Consider the following 16,296-nt stretch of genomic DNA (forward strand, 5'->3'; position numbering starts at 1 on the left):
AACTTCGCGCGGGAATGTCGGTGGTCAGTTATATGCTGAAAAATATCGCGCGACACGCCGAACCACTACATCTAGTGGAATGACATTGGTGTGATTCCGGTTATATAGTAAGTACTCACCCCGCAACCGCGAGGCGACACAAGACTTTAGGAGGTCCGAATGGACAACGACAACGACACTGTTGGCGGCTACGCAGTTCCCGTCGACCCGATGGATCTTCTGCAGTGCGACAGCTGCCAGTAAGGGTTCTTCCCCACTGGCTCTGATCTACACCAGAGATTCACCCAGAACTCCCCGGCGACCACGTGGTCGACCGGGGATTTCTGCGTTCGGACGGCACATCGCGCCCCTCAAACTAAGCTGAGGGGGTGCCAGTGAACCCCGAGCTGCAGGGACGCGTTTTCCCTCCCACAGCCCCATACCTCGTCGGTCGGGAGAAGGTGCGCGAGTTCGCCCGCGCCGTCTTCTCGACCAGTCCGCTCAACTTCGATGTGGAAGCCGCCACCGCCGCGGGCTACAACGACGTCGTTGCCCCACCCACGTTTGCCGTGGTGGTGCAGGAGTCGACCCTCGCCCAGCTGCTGTCGGAGCCTGATGCCGGCATCGACTTCACCCGCGTCGTGCACGGTGACCAGCGCTTCAGCTACACGCGACCGATCGTCGCCGGCGATGAGCTCACCGCGACACTGACGGTCGCCAGTGTGAAGAGCCTCGGCGGACACAGCATGGTCACCGCCGAGTCATCCATCGTCGACTCCACCGGAGCGCACGTCGTGACCGCCACATCCACGCTCGTAGTTCGGGGAGACGAATGACCGACCTCACCGTCGGCGACATCATCGCCGAAAAGACCTACCACCTGACCCGTGATTCCCTCGTGCGGTATGCGGGGGCTTCGGGTGACTTCAACGCCATCCACTACCGCGACGACATCGCGCAGGGTGTTGGCCTGCCCGGCGTTCTCGCCCACGGCATGCTCACCATGGGCGTCGCCGTGCAGCCGGTCGTCGAGTGGCTCGGCGACCGCGGATCCGTCGTCGACTACCAGGTGCGCTTCACGCGTCCCGTTTCCGTCGACGCCACCGAGGGCGCGGACATCACCGTCGTCGCCAAGGTGGGAGTGGTGGATGACGCGGGCGCCCGTATCGACCTCACCGTGACCTTCGACGGGGCGACGGTATTGGGCAAGTCGCAGGTGCGGGTGTCCCTGGCGGGCGCATGACTGACCCCACCGTGCGGCTGGCCGACCTGACCACGCTGCGGGTGGGCGGAACTGCCCACACCGTGGTGTCCCCGGCGACCCCGCAGGAACTCATCGAGGCCGTCGGCGAGCTGTGGGCGTCCGGCGAGGAAGTCCTGCTGCTCGGCGGTGGCTCCAACGTGCTGGTCGGTGACGACGACTTCGACGGCACGGTGGTGCGGGTCGTGACGCGCGGCATCGACCGCGTGTCATCCACGTCCATGCCGGACGACGCCGACGACGCCACCGTGCGCCTGCGCGTGCAGGCCGGCGAAAGCTGGGACGCCCTTGTTGCGTACACCGTCGCCAACGGGTGGACCGGCATCGAAGCGCTCTCGGGCATCCCCGGGTCGTGCGGCGCCGCGCCCATTCAGAACATCGGTGCCTACGGGCAGGAGCTGAGCTCGGTGCTCGTGTCGGTCGAGTTTCTCGATTACCTCACGGGCGAGGTCGAGCGCATCCCCGCCGCGGACCTCGACCTCGGCTACCGCACCTCCGCTCTCAAGGCCGGCCGCGAGGGACTCGTGGTCTCCATCGAGCTTGACCTCGCACTCGGCGAGCCGGTGGCGCTCGAGGCGTCGCGGGGACGGCACGCGATCGCTGTGGACGAAGCGGATGACACGTCCGACCCGATGCCCGCGATGACGGCTCTCAGCGCGCCCGTCGCCTACGCCCAGCTCGCCGGTGCTCTCGGCGTCGACCTCGGTCAGCGCGTGCCGATCGCGGCGCTGCGCGAGACCGTGCTGCGGTTGCGGGCCAGCAAGGGGATGGTGCTGGACGCGAACGACCCCGATTCCGTCAGCGCCGGGTCCTTCTTCACCAACCCGATCGTGACCGAGAACTTTGCTCGCGCCCTGCCGGAGGCCGCGCCGCGCTGGCCCGTGGACCCCGAGCCGGAAACCACCGTGCTTCCGCTCGGCGCCGTGCCCACCCCGGCGCCGGCCCGCGAGTACCTCGTCAAGCTCAGTGCCGCCTGGTTGATCGAGCACGCGGGCGTCGGCCGGGGCTTTACCCTGCCGGGGTCGCGTGCAGCGGTGTCGAGCAAGCACACCCTCGCGCTCACCAACCGTGGGGGAGCGACCGCCGCGGAGATCAGCGAACTCGCCCGGTATATCCAGACCCGGGTCATGAGTGAGTTCGGAGTGCGCCTGCACCCCGAGCCCGTGCTGGTGAACACCGCGCTGTAGCCCCCGGGCCGGCCCGCCCAGCGCTCTCGTGCCGCGCCGGCGCGCCCGTGCCGCGCCGGTGCCGCCAGCCGGCCGCCCACCCGACGCGTTCGCCCGCCCCGCCCGCCCGCGAACTTCGCCGAAAGGGTAAAAACCTTCCCTTCGGAGGTCCAGAACTGTCGAAATTTGCGCTTTCGATGCGCCATCGGGCCGCGATCTCCATCGAAGGAGCAGAGATGGTCGCCGCGAGACCGCAGGAACGACAAACTTTGCTCCTTCGATGAAGCTCCGAGGCGAGGGCGAGCACCACAAGGGCTAGATCAGCCCGAGCTCCATCGCGCGGGTGACCGCGCGCGTGCGATCGCTCACCCCGAGCTTCTCGAAGGCGTGCAGCAGGTGCGTCTTCACGGTGGCCTCGCTCACGAACAGCGCGGCTGCGATCGCCGGGTTGCTGTTGCCCGCGGCCACGAGCGTGAGCACCTCGGTCTCGCGCGGACTCAGGGTCGTGGCGGGCGTGCTCAGCCGCTTCACCAGCAGCGCCGCTATTGACGGAGCGAGCGCGACCTCGCCGCGGGCCACCGAGCGGATGCCCGCGAGAATCTCGTCCTGCGGTGCCGCCTTCAGCAGATATCCGCTCGCGCCGGCCTCGATCGCCGTGAGGATGCTGTTGTCGCTCTCGTACGTCGTCAGAATCAGCACGCGGATCGCGGGAGCGGCCTTAAGGATGCGCGATGTCGCCTCGTCGCCATCCATGCCGGGCATGCGCAGGTCCATGAGCACGAGGTCGGGCGTCAGCTCCAGCGCCAGGGCGACCGCCTCGAGCCCGGTCGTTGCCTCACCGACGACCTCGATGTCATCGGTGGAGGCGAGCAGTGCCACGATGCCGCCCCGCACAATCTGGTGATCGTCGGCGACGAGCACCCGGATCACGGCGACACCCGGCCGGTGGGAGAGGCCGGAGCCGCGGTTGCCGCTGGGGCCGCCACGGGCATAGCCGGCGCGCGAGGGGTCACGGCAGGCTGCACCGCAGCCGCACCCGTCGGCACCAGTGGAGGCATCCCCGGCATTGGCAGGGTCGCGACCAGCGCGGTTCCACGGCCCGGTTCGGTCAGCAGCTCGAGCGTGCCACCGGCGAGGGCGAGGCGATCGCGCATGCCGGCGAGCCCGAAGCCGTCGCTGGGCAGGGTCGCGTCGAACCCGGCGCCGTTGTCCGAGACCCGCAGGATCACCGCGTTGTACGTGGCGGTCACGGTGATGGATGCCGCGGTCGCGCGTGAATGCTTACGAACATTGGCCAGCGCTTCCTGCGCGCACCGCAACAGAACAACCTCGCTGTCGCGGTCGATCTCGGTGGTGCCGGCGGCCCGCACCGCCACGCTGACGCCGGTTTCCCGTTCGAAGCGCTCACCCAGGCGGTTGAGGGCCGTCGTCAGCCCGCCGTCGGCCCCGGTTGCCGAACCGGACTCGACGAGCGCGCGTGTCTCGATCAGGGCCGCCCGGGCATTGTCTTCGAGGATGTCGATCTGTTCGTGCGCGGCGGGGACGCTTCCCGACCGCAGCTCGCGGCGGGCGCGCTGCGCGGTGAGCACCAGCCCGGTCAGGTCCTGCGCAATCGTGTCGTGAATCTCGCGGCGCAGCCTGTCGCGTTCGCCGGCAGCCCCGGCCTCCCGGCTGAGCGCTGCGAGTTGGTCCTGCGCCGCCTCGAGCTGGTCGATCAGAGCCTGGCGCTCGTGCACCAGGTCGTAGACGCGACTGAACCACATGCCGAGCGCGATGCTGAATCCGAGCGAGATCGCTCCGGTCAGCACCGCCTGTCCGATCGCGGCCGGCGAGGTGCCCAGCGCGACGATGAAGCCGATGGTGACCGCGGCCGCAAGCGCGGTGTTCGCGAGCAACGCCCAGAGCAGGCGCGACCAGGTCGTCCAGAGCAGAGGGAACACCAGGCCCTGCACGATCGCAAACGAGGGGTAGGCGGCCACACCCACACCCGTTGCCACCACCAGAATGACGGTGAATGCCAGCGAGCGGATGCCGTCGGCCGAGGGTGCCTCCGTAGCCGACTGGGTGGAGCAGAACTGGCCCAGTGCGAACCACCCCACCACGATGGCGAGGGCCGCGGAGACTCCGACGATCCGGTCTGCGGCGGTCGAGGCATCCAGCAGCACAATCGCCGACAGCACCGCCGCGGCGCCGAGCACCGCGACGTGCCACCAGCTACTGCGCTTCATTTAGCTATCTTTGCGGATCCAGCGGAAAGTGAAGCGGCAAACGATCAAACCCGCGACCAGCCAGATGCCGGTGACGAGGGCGACACCGCCGAGATTCCACGCGCCGCCCGGCTCCAGCCCCTCGTAGGTGCTGGGCAGGAAGACCGAGCGCATGCCCTGCGCCATCCACTTCAGCGGGAAGATGCTCGCGAAGTTCTGCAGCCACTCGGGCAGTTGCGAGAAGTTCAGGTAGACCCCCGAGATGAATTGCAGGATCAGCGCGATCGGAATGATGACCGCCGTCGCACTCTTGCCCGACCGCGGCAGGGCGCTGAGCGCGATCCCCAGCACCGCGAACGTCGAGACGCCCAGCACAAACACCCAGGCGAAAGTGCCCCATGCGGATGCCTCGGTCGGCAGTTTCGCCCCGAAGGCGACGCCCGCGACCAGCAGCAGCAGGATTGCCTGCGCGAGCCCGGTCACGAATACCTGCCCGAACTTGCCGATGAAGTAGCTGAGCACGGGCAGCGGGGTTCCGCCGAACCGCTTCAGGGTACCGTCGCTGCGCTCGGTGGCGATGTCGATGGCCAGGTTCTGCATGCCGCTGAGCAGCAGGCCGGCGGACAGCATGGCGGGCAGGTAGAACTGGGCAGCGGTCACGTCGTTGCCGTCGGCGTCCTTACCGAAGCTCTGGTCGCCGAACGCCACCGAAAAGATCAGCAGAAATACGACGGGGAACAGGAACGTGAAGAACACCGAGTCGCCCTGCCGAAAGTACGTCTTGACCTCATAGGCGATGCGGCTGGCGCCGAGGCGCACGGTGCGGCCGGCGGGCAGGGCAGGCGGGGTGCCGGGCAGCGTCTGTCGGACAGCGGATGTCCCGGGCCGGGCAGTGTGCGCGGTGCTCATGCGACACGCTCCTTCTCTTCGTAACGGGCGACGAGCTCGAGGTAGATGTCTTCGAGGCTCGGGCGGATGATCTGCAGGTCGTCGGGTTCCCGACCGGCCCGCATCAGGTCGGCCACAACGGCACCGGGGGTCGGGGTGCGAGTCTCCTGCTTCACCCCGTTGTCCCGCCACCGCACGATCGGTACCCGGGCCTCGGCGCCGCCGAGCTCGTCGATCGAGCCGATGTCCACGAGCCTGCCGCCGGCGATGATGCCGGCCCTGTCGCTCAGCTGCGCGGCCTCATCGAGGTAGTGGGTGGTCAGCAGGATGGTCGTGCCCTCGCTCTTGAGGAGGTTGATCAGGTCCCAGAAGTGCCGTCGTGCCTCGGGGTCAAAGCCAGTGGTCGGCTCGTCGAGAAAAAGCAGCTCGGGTCGACCGATGATGCCGAGCGCGACATCCACTCTGCGTCGCTGTCCACCCGACAACTTGCGGATCATCGTCTTGGCCTTGCCCTCGAGCCCGACCGCTGCGATGACTTCGGTCACCGACCGCGGGTTTGGGTAGAAACCGGCGAAGTGGGTGAGTTGTTCGGAGACGGTGACGTTTCCGCTCTCGCCCGTGCTCTGCAGCACCATGCCGAGGCGGGCCTTCCAGGCGAGGTCACCGTGGGTCGGATCGATGCCGAGAACGAATGCCTCGCCCCCGGTGCGATCCCGGTAGCCCTCGAGGATCTCGATCGTCGTGCTCTTGCCGGCGCCGTTCGGGCCGAGGAGGGCGAAGGTCTCGCCGCGGTGAATGTCGAAGCTCACGCCGTCGATTGCGGCGAGGTTTCCGTAGGTCTTGCGCAGGTCGCGCACGCTCACAACTGCATCGGAATCTGTCATATCCCCATGGTGGTCGTGGCGTGCGCGTCCCGGCAGTGGTGCACCGGGTGAATTGCGGGTCAACCGATCGGTTGATGCCGGCCCGGTCGCCGCTCGCCCGGAGTGCTACTGCACGCCCGGCCGGCGCTCGCCGTGGGGCGCTACTCCCAGCGTGCGGCGCCGGGGCGCCGGGTCACAGCCTTGACGACCGCGGCGGCGACGCCGGCGATCACGAGGAGTCCGCCGAAGCCGATGACGCTCCAAATGATGAACGTCGGCGTGTAGTCCGCGGGGTCGATCAGGGTGGCGACGCGGGCGAGGCCGGCGATGACGAGGAGCACGACGCCCCAGACGATTGTGCCGACCCGCACGCGCAGCCGGGGCTGCGGCTGAGGTTGCGTGGACGCGGCAGCAGCTGCGGCTGCGGTACCGGCTGCGGCGTCCGCGGGTGCCGTGACGGGCGCTGCGGTGTCGGTGGATGCCCCGGCCCCGGGCGACGTCGCCCAGAGCTGCAGGGTCTCGGCGTCATCCTGGGCGGGAAGCTCGCGGGTCAGTGCGTCCGTGGGCTGCGTCCTGGCCTGGGTGTTCGTGGTGTCCGGTTCGGTGGGCTGGGGTTCTGAGGTGCTCACGGGGTGACTCCCTTGTTCGGATCGATGATCGTGACGGATCCGGTGCCGACGTACACGCGCACGTTGAGCACGCGGGCTGCGGTGGCGGTGTCGAGCTGTCCGGGTGGGTGGTACAGGTCGCTGTACTTGCGGCCGAAGCGTTCGACGGACATGCCCGAGGGAACGTCGGCCGGGTCATCCGCCCCATTCGTGCTGGTGCCACTGGGTACCGCATCGGCGCTGTTGCTCGCGTTGATGGAGCCGCCGCCGACGTAGGCGACGACGCTCACCCACTCGTTCTTCGGGAGGGTGACGGTGACGTCCCCGGCGCCGACCACGATGTTCACGCTGTCGTCGGTGTAGCCGCCATCGCCCGAGGTCGTGCCGGCGGGAGCGGGGGACGGGTAGAACTTCGACAGGTCGGCGCGCACGGCACCCGCCCCGTTCACGTAGGTGGTGGTGGAGTACGCCGAGGGCTGCACCACGGTGAAGGTCTGGTCGCCGGCGTAGCGGAAGGTGTCGGTCTGCGGAACGATCGCCGCGAAGATGATCGGCACGAGCAGCACCGCGGCGAACCCGGAGGCCCCGCCCGAGCGCTTGCCGCGCACGCCGTTGACGATGATGCCCACGGCGAGCACCGCGAGCGCGGAGGCGAGGCCGGCGAGGATCGCGTCCACATCGAGGGTGTGTGCGGTCGGGGCGGTGTAGGTGGCGAGGGTGACGATTCCGCCGATGACGATGGCAAGCCCGATCACGATGAACGAGTACAGGGGGTTCGAGCGTGTGCGGGCCCGTGCGGCACGTTCGGCTTCGCGCTGTGCGAACCGCTGCTGGCGTGCCCGTTCCTGGGCCGCGCGGTTGGCCGCCTGGAACTCGGCGCCCTGGTGGCGGCGGTACGCGTCGTGCTGCTGCTTCCACTGCGCCTGCTGCTCGCGCCACGCGGCGACGTCAGCGGCCGAGGAATCCGCTGTCGGCGCCGGGGGAGCCGGGGGCGGGGTGACAGTAGGCGCGGCGGCCACGGGGGCGCCGGTGGTCGGGTCGACGTAGGGCGCGAAGGGGGCAACGCCCGCCGCGGGATCGCCGGGGTTCGTGGAGGTGGCGGCCGCCCGGGGCATCCCGTCGCCTGCTGCTGTGCCGCCCGGCTGCGCCTGCGCTCGCCGCACCAGCCACACGATGAACCACACGATGGACGCCGTGATCGCCAGCAGCCAGATGAGGTGCGCGAAGCCCTGCGCCCAGCCGAAGGCGCCGTTGTAGTTGTCGAGGGTGAGGAAGGTGCCCAGCCCGTAGGTGCCCGGGATGATCGCGAGCAGCACGAGGGCGCCGATGCCGGCGATGGCTGCCTCGAAGCGTCCGCGCAAGACCTGCTCGAGGTGGATCTTGCCCTGCTGGTCGGGCAGCAGCAGCCAGGCCGCCGCGTACAGCAGCACCGTGGGCGCACCCACGATGGTCAGCACGACGATGATTCCGCGCACGATCACCGGGTCGATGCGCATGCGGGTGGCGAGGCCTGCGCTGACGCCGCCGATCCAGCCGGGCTCGCGCTGAATGCCGAGGGCCCGCAGCCAGGAGAAGAAGCGGTTGCCGGATGCCCCGGGGCCCGGGTCCGCAGTGGGTGGGGTCGACCCGGGGGTGCTGCCGTTGCCGGGCGTGCCGGCGGCGGTGTCGGATGTCCCGGTGCTGCCCGGGGGAGGTGTTTGCTGTGCCATATCTCGATGGTGGCCGCTGGCCGGGATTGCTGCCATGGGGGATCGCCCCCACCGCACCCTGATTCTTCGGGGCAATCGGTCCGGGGCGCTCGCCGATCTGCTTGGATTCAAGGGTGATCACCACTCTGCCCCGACCCCCGCTCGTGCGCGTGCGCGGGACGATCCTGGGCGGCGTCTGCGCGGGACTGGCCGTGCACCTCGGCTGGCCCGTCTCCCGCGTGCGCCTGATCACAGTCATCCTCGCGTTCTGCGGCGGCTCCGGCGTCCTGTTATACCTGTGGCTCTGGGCGCTCGTGCCGGTGGAGTCGCGGGAGACGGATGACCCGACCGTCCAGCACCGCCGTGCACCCATCGCGGCCCTCCTTCTGGCCGTTGCCGCCGTCGCGGCGGTGGTCACGTCGCTGCAGCTGTTGCTGCGGGGATCGGAGTCCGCCGCCACCGACGGACTCGTGTTCGTCGCCGTGGCAACGGGAGCAGCCGTCACCTGGAGCCTCACCCTCGACCGCCATGACCCGGGCCGGTCGCCCCGCTATGGCGTGTGGATCCGCGTGTGGTCGGCCGTGCTGCTTCTGCTCGTCGGGACCGCGGCTCTGGGCACCCGCCCCACGGCAGTCAACGCGGTGTTCGGGGTAGTCCTCGTCGTGCTCGGCGTCGGCGTGATCGCCGCGCCGCGCGTGCTCACTCTCTGGACCGACCTCATGGCAGAGCGGTCCGCCCGGGTGCGCGAGGAGCAGCGCGCGGAGATCGCCGCCCACCTGCATGACTCGGTGTTGCAGACGCTCGCGCTGATTCAGAACCGTGCGGGAGCCTCGACCGAGGTCGCCCGCATCGCCCGGGCCCAGGAACGCGAGCTGCGCGACTGGCTCTTCGCCGGGGATGCGCCCGCCGCCGCAGACCTCGCCACCACCCTGCGCGAGGTAGCCGCCGCTATCGAACTCGACTACCCCGTGCGCATCGACGTGGTTGCCGCGGGCGAGGCCCCGGCCTCCAACGCCGCGCTGGTCGCCGCCGCCCGCGAGGCCATGCTCAACGCGGCCCGCCATGCCGGAGGCGATGTATCCGTCTACCTCGAGACCCGCCCCGGCTCGGTCGACGTCTTCGTGCGCGACCGCGGCCCCGGCGTGGATCTCGATGCGCTGCCGTCCGACCGGCTCGGTATCAAGGAATCCATCATTAGGCGGATGACCCGTGCTGGCGGTACCGCGACCGTTCGGCCCGGTGCCGGCTCCGGCACCGAGGTGCACCTGCACCTCGAGGTGTCGCGGTGACCCCGGTGTTCGGCGCGGCCGCGCCCCGGGGCATCCACTCTCCATCCCCTATCTCGCAGCGCAGACTGAAGGCACCCCATGACTGACGTCGTAATCGTCGATGACCACTCCATTTTTCGTTCGGGGCTGCGGGCCGATCTCGATGCGTCCGTGACGGTGCTCGGTGAGGCGGCGAACGTCGACGACGCCGTCGCGCTGATCGCCGCGCTGGTGCCGGAGGTGGTGCTGCTCGACGTGCATCTGCCCGGTGGCGCGGGCGGGGGAGGCGCGGAGGTCATTCGGCGGAGCTCCGCGCTGCTCGAGCGGGTGCGATTTCTTGCGCTGAGTGTCTCGGACTCGGCGGAGGATGTGGTCGGGGTCATTCGTGCCGGCGCGCGCGGGTACATCACGAAGGGCAGTTCCGGCGAGGAGGTCAGCCGGGCCGTGTCCGCCGTGGCAGGGGGCGATGCCGTGTTCTCGCCGCGTCTCGCGGGGTTTGTGCTGGATGCGTTCGGCGCCGTCGCCGGCGAGCAGGCAGAGACCAGCGAGGAGCTCGACAGGCTGTCGGCCCGGGAGCAGGAGGTCATGCGGTTGATCGCGCGCGGCTACGCGTACAAGGAGGTGGCGAGCGAGCTCTACATCTCGGTGAAGACGGTGGAATCCCACGTCTCGGCGGTGTTGCGCAAGCTGCAGTTGTCGTCGAGGCACGAGCTCACCGCGTGGGCCCTGGAGCGCAAGCTCCTCTAGTGGACTCCTCGACTTGCATGAAAATGCTCTAAAAATGGCCCGAATAGAGCAGTTTTGTGCGAGTCGGTTAGCTCTGACCTGGGTCGGTGGAGAGTTCGCAAAGCGCGGCACTGATTCTGGCATTTTCGACGCATGCCAACTTCGCAGCCATTACCCGAGCCGTTCAACCGGGAGCCGTTCTCTTCCGCAGCTGCGCAGGCGGCTGGAGTTAGCGCGGGGCGACTTCGGGGCGCTGACCTAAGGTCTCCGTTTCACGGAGTCCGCGTCGTCGGCGAGATTCCCGTGGACGTGCTGTCAAGGTGCCGCGCATACGCGCCCCGCATGCCAGCGAACGCCTTCTTTTGTTCAATCACTGCGGCGCAAGTGATGGCGTTGCCGTTGCCCCTGTGGCTGCAAAACTCAGCAGAGTTGCATGTCGCTGTCCCGTCGTCGACTCGTGCCGTGAAGCGGGTCGGAATCGTGGGTCATGCCGTGAAGCTCGTTGGTGGAGACGTGCGAAGTTGGGACGGCCTCCCGATCAGTTCGCCCGAGCGCGTCTGGTGCGAATTGGGCCAGGTGCTGCCGTTGGCCGAACTCGTCGCCGTCGGTGATCGCTTGATCCATTGGCGCCATCCGCTGACCTCGGTCAGTTCACTCAGGAATATGGTTCGAAAGTTTGCAGGACGACGCGGAGCCCGCACGCTGAGCTTCGCAAGTACTCTTCTCCACAACAGGTCGGAATCGCCCCGGGAATCGATACTGCGGGTCATTCTCGTTCTCGCCGGCGTGGAGGGATTCGAGGTGAACTTCACGGTGCAAGTCCCGGGAGCGGCATACCGACTCGACTTCGCCTTTCCCGCCGTCAAGGTATTTCTCGAGTATCAAGGCGAGTATCACTTCACCGTCGAGCAGCGACGGGCTGATATGTCGCGGAGATCAAGGCTGGAAGCGATTGGCTGGTACGGCATTGAGATCAACAGCCACGACCTGCGGGATCCCGGCGAGTTGGTAGATCGCATTCGCCGCGTTCTCCTTCGTCGATCCAGCTGACGCTGCGCCCACTTGCACAAAAACGCTCCATTTTCGCGAGAAATAGAGCGTTTTTATGCAAGTCGCGGGAGAGGAGGAGGAGGAGGAGGAGCGACTAGGCGAAGAGGCGCTGGAGGCGCTGCACTCCCTCGAGCAGGTTTGCATCGCCGAGCGCATACGAGAGGCGGAGATATCCGGAAGGCCCGAACGCCTCTCCGGGAACCGCGGCTACCTCTGCCTGGTCGAGGATCAGGTCGGCCAGTTCGAGAGAGGTGGTCGGGGTGACGCCGCCCCAGGTCTTGCCGAGCAGACCCGTCACGTCCGGGTACACGTAGAACGCGCCCTCGGGGGTCGGGCACACGATGCCGTCGATCTTGTTCAACTCGGTGACAATGGTGCGGCGCCGGCGGTCGAAGGCCTGACGCATGGTTTCGACAGTGTCCTGCGGCCCGGTGAGCGCGGCGATCGCGGCACGCTGTGACACGTTGGAGACGTTCGACGACAGGTGGGACTGCAGGTTGGCGGCGGCCTTGATGGCGTCGACCGGTCCGACCATCCATCCCACGCGCCATCCGGTCATCGCGTAGGTCTTGGCAACACCGTTGACGAGAATCGTGCGGTCCGCCAGCGCGGGGACGGCTTCCACGATCGAGGGCGCACGCGCTCCGGGGGAGCCCACCGGCTCGTCGAGGGAGGCGTAGGTGAGGTTCTGGTAGATCTCGTCGGTGATGACCCAGAGTCCGTTGGCCTCGGCCCACTCGCCGATCGCCGTGGTCTGCTCGGCCGAGTAGACCGCTCCCGTCGGGTTGGACGGCGACACAAACAGCAGCACCTTCGTGCGGTCGGTGCGGGCGGCCTTGAGCTGCTCGACGGTGACGAGGTAGTCCTGGTCGCTTCCGGCGAAGACCTCGACCGGAACGCCGCCGGCAAGCTTGATCGCCTCGGGGTAAGTGGTCCAGTACGGCGCGGGCAGCAGGACCTCGTCGCCCGGGTCGAGCAGGGTCGCGAACGCCTGGTACACGGCCTGCTTGCCACCGTTGGTCACGATGATCTGGTTGATGCCGACCTCCAGGCCGCTGTCGCGCAGCGTCTTGGCGGCGATCGCCTCGCGCAGGTCGGGAAGGCCGACGGCGGGGGTGTAGCGGTGGTTCTTGGGGTCGTGAGTGGCGGATGCCGCGGCCTCAACAATGTGCTCGGGAGTAGCAAAGTCGGGCTCACCCGCAGCGAAGCTAATCACCGGCCGTCCCTGTGCCTGAAGGGCTTTTGCCTTCGAGTCGACCTTGAGGGTCGCGGATTCGGCAATGGCGCCAATACGCCGGGAAACACGGGGAAGTGGGGTGGTCACGGTTACATCGTAAAGATAAAGAGGAGTGCGCGGAAACGCCCGGGCGTGGCGGGGTTCGGCGCGGGGCGGGCGGCGCCGCGGTGGCGCGGTCCGGCGCGCGCGACTGGGTTGCGGGCGCAGGGTTCGGCACGGGGCGGGCAGGTGTGTAGTGGCTGGCAGTAACGGGGTGGAGTGGCGCAGGGTCATCCGGCTTGTCACAATTGAGGGCCGAAGAATACGTGCGCCACTCTCGTGCAGGCGTCCCGCAATCACCGTCGTGGGGCACCGGACTTTTTGCCAGTCCCGAGAATGCCGTACACTGTTCGAGGTAGTTGAAATCTGCCAAGCTTTTGCGTGCCCGAATTGTGGGTGAAACGAGCGGAAGCCGCAGATTTTTGCATGCTTAGGGTGGTGGCTCAATTGGTAGAGCAGCGGTCTCCAAAACCGCAGGTTGCAGGTTCGAGTCCTGTCCGCCCTGCGATGTCGTTCCACACATGTGTGGGGCAACAGACGGTGAAAGGTAGTGATTGTGGCTAGGAAAGTGATCGACGAGCCCAGTGAGGATGTCGTCGCGCAAGCCCGACAGGAGCGCTCTGAACGGCGCAGTCCTTTCGTGCGCATTGCCATCTTCATTCGCCAGGTCATCACCGAGCTGAAGAAGGTCGTCACCCCGACCCGCAAGGAACTCTTCGGCTACACCGGTGTGGTTCTGGTCTTCGTCGTCATCATGATGGTTTTGGTCTCCGGCCTGGACTTCGGTTTCAGCTGGCTTGTCTCCTGGGTATTCGGGGATGGCACGCTTCCGGGCGTCAACTAACCACCGGGGCTTCACCGCCTGACCAACTGAATTTTTCGCCCGGGCTTCGCGCCCGTGATGTGCAACAAGAAATGGAATGAGATCCCGTGTCTAAGTCTGACCGCCCGGATATCGACCTAGCTACGGCTGCAGAGCAGTCGTCAGAAGAGGACGAAGCCCAGGAGGGCAACCCGCTCGCCGAGGAGGAGGCGTCCGTCGATTCTGCAGAGAACGCGGCCGTCCACTTCGTTGACGATGACGAGCTGGAGGACGACGACCAGGAAGAGGGCGGCGCGGGAGACCTCGCCGGACTCATCGAGGCCCTCGACGCAGCTGTTGACCCCGAAGCCGACGCCATCGTTGACGATGCACTCGACGTTGACTCGCTCGACGAGGCAGATGCCTCCGTCGCCGCGACCGATGACGAGGCCGACATCGAAGCCGAGGAAGAGGCAGCCGAGGTCCCCGAGGTTGCTCCCTACGACGGCCCCGAGCTCGACGACGACGGCGAGCCCGTTGAGGTTGATCCCTACGAGGAGTTCCGCAGCGAGCTGCGCGGCCTCCCGGGCAAGTGGTACGTCATTCACTCATACGCCGGTTTCGAGAAGCGCGTCAAGCAGAACATCGAGAACCGCCGCGTTTCCATGGCCCAGGAAGACGAGGTCTACCAGGTCGAGGTTCCGATGGAAGACGTCGTCGAGATCAAGAACGGCCAGCGCAAGCTCGTCAACCGTGTTCGTATCCCCGGATACGTGCTCGTGCGCATGGAGCTCAACGAGGACAGCTGGTCCGTGGTTCGCCACACCCCCGGCGTCACCGGATTCGTGGGCAACTCGCACAACCCGACGCCGCTTCGCTTTGAAGAGGCCTTCTCGATGCTGAAGAGCCTCGTGCAGATCGTCGAAGCCCCCGTCAGCACGAAAACCGGTGGGAAGGGTAAGACCCCCATCCGCGTTATCCCTGCAGAGGTCGACTTCGAGGTCGGAGAGACCATCACGATCAAGGAAGGTTCGTTCGCGGGCCTGCCGGGATCCATCAGCGAGATCAAGCCGGAGAGCGGCAAGCTCACCGTGCTCGTCTCCCTGTTCGAGCGCGAAACACCGGTCGAGCTCAGCTTCGACCAGGTAACGAAGCTCTAACTAAGACCACCGTGACCCGGAATGGCCGGGTCAACGGGAGAGCGTGTGTGGGGGATGACCCTGCGCCGCTCGACACCGAAAAGAAGGAAGTAACATGGCACCGAAGAAGAAGGTCACGGGTCTGATTAAGCTTCAGATCCAGGCCGGCGCCGCCAACCCCGCACCGCCTATCGGCCCTGCGCTCGGACAGCACGGCGTCAACATCATGGAGTTCTGCAAGGCGTACAACGCGGCCACCGAGTCGCAGCGCGGCAACGTCATCCCCGTTGAGATCACCGTCTACGAGGACCGTTCATTCACCTTCATCCTGAAGACCCCGCCCGCAGCGGAGCTCATCAAGAAGGCCGCCGGAGTTGCCAAGGGTTCCTCCACGCCTCACACGGTCAAGGTTGCCAAGCTCAGCAAGGACGCACTGCGCTCCATCGCCGAGCAGAAGCAGGCTGACCTCAACGCGAACGACGTCGAAGCTGCCATGAAGATCATCGCGGGCACCGCGCGGTCCATGGGAATCACGGTCGAAGCGTAACTAGCTTTTCGTCCGTCACGCAGGTGACGAACACACTTTCATCAGCACATAGGGCCGGGCGGATCATCCGCTCGCCCACAGCGGGAGAGCCAGCCAGGCTCACACATACCGCGAACTCAGTTCAGGAGATATTCATGGCACAGAAGTCCAAGGCCTACCGGGCCGCTGCCGAAAAGATCGAAGAAGGCAAGTTCTACAGCTCAAGCGAGGCCGTTGCGGTCGCACGCGAGACTGGCTCGAAGAAGTTCGACTCCACCGTTGAGGTCGCCCTCAAGCTTGGTGTCGACCCTCGTAAGGCTGACCAGATGGTCCGCGGCACCGTGATTCTTCCTCACGGCACCGGCAAGACCGCCCGCGTCATTGTCTTCGCAACGGGCCCCGCGGCTGAGGCAGCTATCGCTGCCGGCGCCGACGAGGTCGGTGGCGACGAGCTCATCGAGAAGGTTGCGGGCGGCTACACGTCGTTCGACGCCGCTGTCTCGACCCCCGAGCTCATGGGTAAGGTCGGTCGTCTCGGAAAGGTACTCGGCCCGCGTGGCCTCATGCCGAACCCGAAGACCGGAACCGTCACCCAGGACACGGCCAAGGCCGTGACCGAGATCAAGGGTGGAAAGATCGAGTTCCGCGTCGACAAGCACTCCAACGTGCACTTCGTCGTGGGCAAGTCCGGCTTCACGCAGGACCAGCTCGCCGAGAACATCAAGGCAGCAATCGACGAGGTCGTTCGCGTCAAGCCGAGCAGCTCCAAGGGCCGTTACATCACCAAGGGCACCGTTTCGACGACCTTCGGTCCTGGCATCCCGCTCGACATCAACGCTTTCTAAGCAC

The 16,296-nt window shown here is 67.0% G+C and carries 17 protein-coding genes and 1 tRNA gene; 11 read left to right on the top strand and 7 right to left on the bottom strand.

Annotated features, from left to right (window positions below):
• Positions 1-368: 368 nt before the first annotated feature.
• Genes HB677_RS10250 through HB677_RS10260 form a run of 3 tightly spaced genes read left to right on the top strand, consistent with a single transcriptional unit; the run spans position 369 to position 2,427 of the window.
• Entirely contained in the window at positions 369-815 is a 447-nt protein-coding gene (locus tag HB677_RS10250; RefSeq protein ID WP_213815603.1) for a MaoC family dehydratase N-terminal domain-containing protein, read from the top strand.
• Complete coding sequence (locus HB677_RS10255; protein ID WP_213815604.1) at positions 812-1,222, top strand: MaoC/PaaZ C-terminal domain-containing protein; 411 nt, start codon at positions 812-814, stop codon at positions 1,220-1,222. Before HB677_RS10250 ends, HB677_RS10255 begins: the two co-directional genes overlap by 4 nt.
• Positions 1,219-2,427 (top strand): UDP-N-acetylmuramate dehydrogenase, encoded by a 1,209-nt coding sequence (locus HB677_RS10260; protein WP_213815605.1) that lies wholly within the window; start codon positions 1,219-1,221, stop codon positions 2,425-2,427. Before HB677_RS10255 ends, HB677_RS10260 begins: the two co-directional genes overlap by 4 nt.
• A gap of 294 nt (positions 2,428-2,721) precedes the next feature.
• On the opposite strand, the gene HB677_RS10265 is transcribed toward HB677_RS10260, so the two are convergent.
• From HB677_RS10265 to HB677_RS10290, 6 genes are all read right to left on the bottom strand, one after another.
• Positions 2,722-3,336 (bottom strand): response regulator transcription factor, encoded by a 615-nt coding sequence (locus tag HB677_RS10265; RefSeq protein ID WP_213815606.1) that lies wholly within the window; start codon positions 3,334-3,336, stop codon positions 2,722-2,724.
• The gene (locus HB677_RS18835) at positions 3,333-4,634 is read right to left on the bottom strand and encodes a sensor histidine kinase (RefSeq protein ID WP_213815607.1); all 1,302 of its coding nucleotides are present in this window, start codon (positions 4,632-4,634) and stop codon (positions 3,333-3,335) included. The genes HB677_RS10265 and HB677_RS18835 overlap by 4 nt, the downstream gene beginning before the upstream one ends.
• Positions 4,635-5,522 carry an ABC transporter permease gene (locus HB677_RS10275; protein ID WP_213815608.1) on the bottom strand — a complete coding sequence of 296 codons (888 nt, stop codon included), beginning with the start codon at positions 5,520-5,522 and terminating at the stop codon, positions 4,635-4,637.
• Positions 5,519-6,385, bottom strand: a complete 867-nt coding sequence (locus tag HB677_RS10280) for an ABC transporter ATP-binding protein (RefSeq protein ID WP_213815609.1) — start codon at positions 6,383-6,385, stop codon at positions 5,519-5,521. The genes HB677_RS10275 and HB677_RS10280 overlap by 4 nt, the downstream gene beginning before the upstream one ends.
• A gap of 140 nt (positions 6,386-6,525) precedes the next feature.
• Positions 6,526-6,993, bottom strand: coding sequence for a hypothetical protein (locus HB677_RS10285; protein WP_213815610.1), 468 nt, complete (start codon positions 6,991-6,993; stop codon positions 6,526-6,528).
• Complete coding sequence (locus HB677_RS10290; RefSeq protein ID WP_213815611.1) at positions 6,990-8,681, bottom strand: PspC domain-containing protein; 1,692 nt, start codon at positions 8,679-8,681, stop codon at positions 6,990-6,992. The genes HB677_RS10285 and HB677_RS10290 overlap by 4 nt, the downstream gene beginning before the upstream one ends.
• A gap of 113 nt (positions 8,682-8,794) precedes the next feature.
• Between HB677_RS10290 and HB677_RS10295 the strand changes: the two genes are divergently transcribed.
• The 3 genes from HB677_RS10295 (at position 8,795) to HB677_RS10305 (ending at position 11,704) form a co-directional block, all read left to right on the top strand.
• Positions 8,795-9,949 carry a PspC domain-containing protein gene (locus HB677_RS10295; protein WP_307852556.1) on the top strand — a complete coding sequence of 385 codons (1,155 nt, stop codon included), beginning with the start codon at positions 8,795-8,797 and terminating at the stop codon, positions 9,947-9,949.
• Between the two features lie 78 nt (positions 9,950-10,027).
• On the top strand, positions 10,028-10,675 hold the full coding sequence (locus HB677_RS10300; protein ID WP_213815612.1) for a response regulator transcription factor: 648 nt from the start codon (positions 10,028-10,030) through the stop codon (positions 10,673-10,675).
• A gap of 321 nt (positions 10,676-10,996) precedes the next feature.
• Positions 10,997-11,704, top strand: coding sequence for an endonuclease domain-containing protein (locus HB677_RS10305; RefSeq protein WP_213815613.1), 708 nt, complete (start codon positions 10,997-10,999; stop codon positions 11,702-11,704).
• Positions 11,705-11,798: 94 nt separating this feature from the next.
• Here the strand turns inward: HB677_RS10305 and HB677_RS10310 are convergent, their stop codons facing one another.
• Positions 11,799-13,028 (bottom strand): pyridoxal phosphate-dependent aminotransferase, encoded by a 1,230-nt coding sequence (locus tag HB677_RS10310; protein ID WP_213815614.1) that lies wholly within the window; start codon positions 13,026-13,028, stop codon positions 11,799-11,801.
• Positions 13,029-13,412: 384 nt separating this feature from the next.
• Here HB677_RS10310 and HB677_RS10315 point away from each other — a divergent pair.
• The 5 genes from HB677_RS10315 (at position 13,413) to rplA (ending at position 16,292) form a co-directional block, all read left to right on the top strand.
• Positions 13,413-13,485, top strand: a tRNA-Trp gene (locus tag HB677_RS10315).
• A 51-nt stretch (positions 13,486-13,536) separates the two neighbouring features.
• Positions 13,537-13,824 (top strand): preprotein translocase subunit SecE, encoded by a 288-nt coding sequence (gene secE, locus HB677_RS18435; protein WP_213815615.1) that lies wholly within the window; start codon positions 13,537-13,539, stop codon positions 13,822-13,824.
• Between the two features lie 86 nt (positions 13,825-13,910).
• Entirely contained in the window at positions 13,911-14,942 is a 1,032-nt protein-coding gene (gene nusG / locus HB677_RS10325) for a transcription termination/antitermination protein NusG (protein ID WP_213815616.1), read from the top strand.
• Positions 14,943-15,036: 94 nt separating this feature from the next.
• Positions 15,037-15,468 (top strand): 50S ribosomal protein L11, encoded by a 432-nt coding sequence (rplK, locus tag HB677_RS10330; RefSeq protein ID WP_213815617.1) that lies wholly within the window; start codon positions 15,037-15,039, stop codon positions 15,466-15,468.
• A 134-nt stretch (positions 15,469-15,602) separates the two neighbouring features.
• A complete protein-coding gene (gene rplA, locus HB677_RS10335; protein ID WP_213815618.1) occupies positions 15,603-16,292 on the top strand; it encodes a 50S ribosomal protein L1 in 690 nt (229 codons plus the stop codon).
• Positions 16,293-16,296: the final 4 nt, after the last annotated feature.

The sequence above is a fragment of the Glaciihabitans sp. dw_435 genome, assembly GCF_018449675.1.
Lineage (GTDB): Bacteria > Actinomycetota > Actinomycetes > Actinomycetales > Microbacteriaceae > Glaciihabitans.

Coding starts and splice junctions, on each gene's coding strand:
- HB677_RS10255 (WP_213815604.1), top strand. CDS start 812: ATGACCGACCTCACCGTCGGCGACATCATCGCCGAAAAGACCTACCAC.
- HB677_RS10260 (WP_213815605.1), top strand. CDS start 1,219: ATGACTGACCCCACCGTGCGGCTGGCCGACCTGACCACGCTGCGGGTG.
- HB677_RS18835 (WP_213815607.1), bottom strand. CDS start 4,634: ATGAAGCGCAGTAGCTGGTGGCACGTCGCGGTGCTCGGCGCCGCGGCG.
- HB677_RS10275 (WP_213815608.1), bottom strand. CDS start 5,522: ATGAGCACCGCGCACACTGCCCGGCCCGGGACATCCGCTGTCCGACAG.
- HB677_RS10280 (WP_213815609.1), bottom strand. CDS start 6,385: ATGACAGATTCCGATGCAGTTGTGAGCGTGCGCGACCTGCGCAAGACC.
- HB677_RS10290 (WP_213815611.1), bottom strand. CDS start 8,681: ATGGCACAGCAAACACCTCCCCCGGGCAGCACCGGGACATCCGACACC.
- HB677_RS10300 (WP_213815612.1), top strand. CDS start 10,028: ATGACTGACGTCGTAATCGTCGATGACCACTCCATTTTTCGTTCGGGG.
- HB677_RS10305 (WP_213815613.1), top strand. CDS start 10,997: ATGCCAGCGAACGCCTTCTTTTGTTCAATCACTGCGGCGCAAGTGATG.
- rplK (WP_213815617.1), top strand. CDS start 15,037: ATGGCACCGAAGAAGAAGGTCACGGGTCTGATTAAGCTTCAGATCCAG.
- rplA (WP_213815618.1), top strand. CDS start 15,603: ATGGCACAGAAGTCCAAGGCCTACCGGGCCGCTGCCGAAAAGATCGAA.